The following is a 1,749-nucleotide window of genomic DNA, read 5'->3' on the forward strand; positions in this document are numbered from 1 at the left end:
CCTCGGCGTGGGCCTCGAGGGCGGGGTAGTCCACCGCCATCGTGTTGATCGCGGGCAACACCTTGCTGTCCCACATGGCCTGAACTTCGGCCTTGGGGTCAAACGACTTGTTTTCGAAACTACCCGCCACAGAGGAATTGGCTCTCTGCTCGGCTTGCGATTTGCGCTCGATCTTGCAGCCGGTCAGCGCCAGCCCCGTGGCGCCCAGCATCAGGACGACGGGAATCATTCGGATCAGATTTTTGGTGTGCATGGACACTCGGCTCGTGTGGCCAGTGAAAAGGTCTTGCCCGTCCGGGAATGAAAACGATGCCACCGAACAGTCCTGCTGCTCGGTGGCATGCGCCTGTTTACTTGGCGAGCGTGAAGGTTTCCAGCTTGCCGGCGTTCTTGCTGTTGATCAGCACGCAATCCATCAACTGCTTCTCCGGCAGGCCGGTCGATCCCGTCTTGATGAACTTGTCGGCCTGCTCCACGGCCACTTCGGCCTGGCGGTAGGCTGGCTGCAACACCGTGGCCTTGATGCCGCCCTTCTTGATCGAATCGCGCACGTCGTTGCTGCCGTCGAAACCGACCACGATCACATCGGTACGCTTGGCGGCAACCAGAGCCGCCCATGCGCCCATGGCCATGGTGTCGTTGCCCGAGATCACGCCCTTGATTTCAGGGTTGGCCTGGAGAATGCTCTCCATGATCTTGAAGGCTTCGGGCTGGCTCCAGTTGGCCGATTGGCGGGCCACCATTTGCAGGCCTTTGTACTTGTCGATCACATCGTGGTAGCCCTTGGAGCGCACACCGGCGTTGATGTCGGCTTCGCGCCCCACCAGTTCAACGTACTTGCCCTTTTCTTTCATGAGCTTCACAAACTCTTCAGCGCCCAGCTGCGCGCCCTGGTAGTTGTTCGACACGATCTGGCTCACGGCAATGCCCGTGGTGTTGATTTCACGGTCGATCAGAAACGACGGAATACCCGCGTCCTTGGCCTTTTTCACGGCCGACACAGAAGCCTCTGAACCCGCGTTGTCCAGGATGATGGCCTTGGCCTTGCGGGCAATGGCCGTGTCGAACAGCTGGTTCTGCTTGTTGGCATCGTCATCGTGCACCAGCACCAGGGTGTCGTAGCCGAGCGCCTTGGCGCGGGCTTCGGCGCCGACGGCTTCCGCCTTGAAGAAGGGGTTGTCGTGCGACGGTGTGATGATCGCGATCAGGTCTTTGGCGCTGGCCGATGCCGCGATGCCAAAACTCAGGACCAAGGCTGCCGGAATGGCGGCCAGCAGTTTGCGGGAAGGGTTCATGTTTGCCTCATCTTTTTTAGCTTGCTGGGAAAGATGGCGGACGGTGTCCGCCGCGGATAAGCGTCTTCGTTCAGGTAATACGCTTAATGCTGTCGGCGATTTCGGCAGGCTGGAAAATGTCCCGCCAGTCGTCTCGCATCAATCGGGGTTTTCCGAACTCAATGGCCTTGTTGCAGGCATCGGAGAAGGCGCCCGGGATCTCCTCGAAGATCACCGCAGCCAAGATGTTCATGTGGCCCAGCAGGAAGTCGCGCGCGGCCTCCTTGGGCACACCGCGACGCACCACTTCGTCCATACCGTCGCGCATCACCGCCAGCAAGGTGGCGCACACCGTCTCGGACAAGCCGGGCTCCAGCAGCGCCATGTGCTCCACCGTCATGGGGTAGGAGCGAAGAATCGGCGCGTAAATGGTGCGCGCGATGGCCTCACCCATGTCGTAATGTTCGGCGGGTCC

Annotated in this window: 3 protein-coding genes; all 3 read right to left on the reverse strand. The window is 60.4% G+C overall.

Annotated elements, in window-relative coordinates:
• On the reverse strand, window positions 1-253 hold a 253-nt coding region (locus ABYB95_RS22965; protein WP_372662504.1), incomplete at its 3' end, for a DUF2291 family protein.
• Between the two features lie 97 nt (window positions 254-350).
• Window positions 351-1,295, reverse strand: a complete 945-nt coding sequence (locus ABYB95_RS22970; protein ID WP_372662507.1) for a D-ribose ABC transporter substrate-binding protein — start codon at window positions 1,293-1,295, stop codon at window positions 351-353.
• A gap of 70 nt (window positions 1,296-1,365) precedes the next feature.
• On the reverse strand, window positions 1,366-1,749 hold a 384-nt coding region (locus ABYB95_RS22975), incomplete at its 5' end, for a phosphogluconate dehydrogenase C-terminal domain-containing protein (RefSeq protein ID WP_372662510.1).

This window comes from Hydrogenophaga sp. (assembly GCF_041633695.1).
GTDB lineage: Bacteria > Pseudomonadota > Gammaproteobacteria > Burkholderiales > Burkholderiaceae_C > Hydrogenophaga.

Excerpts from the sequence above, each read along its gene's own strand:
- ABYB95_RS22970 (WP_372662507.1), bottom strand. The coding sequence starts at position 1,295 with ATGAACCCTTCCCGCAAACTGCTGGCCGCCATTCCGGCAGCCTTGGTC.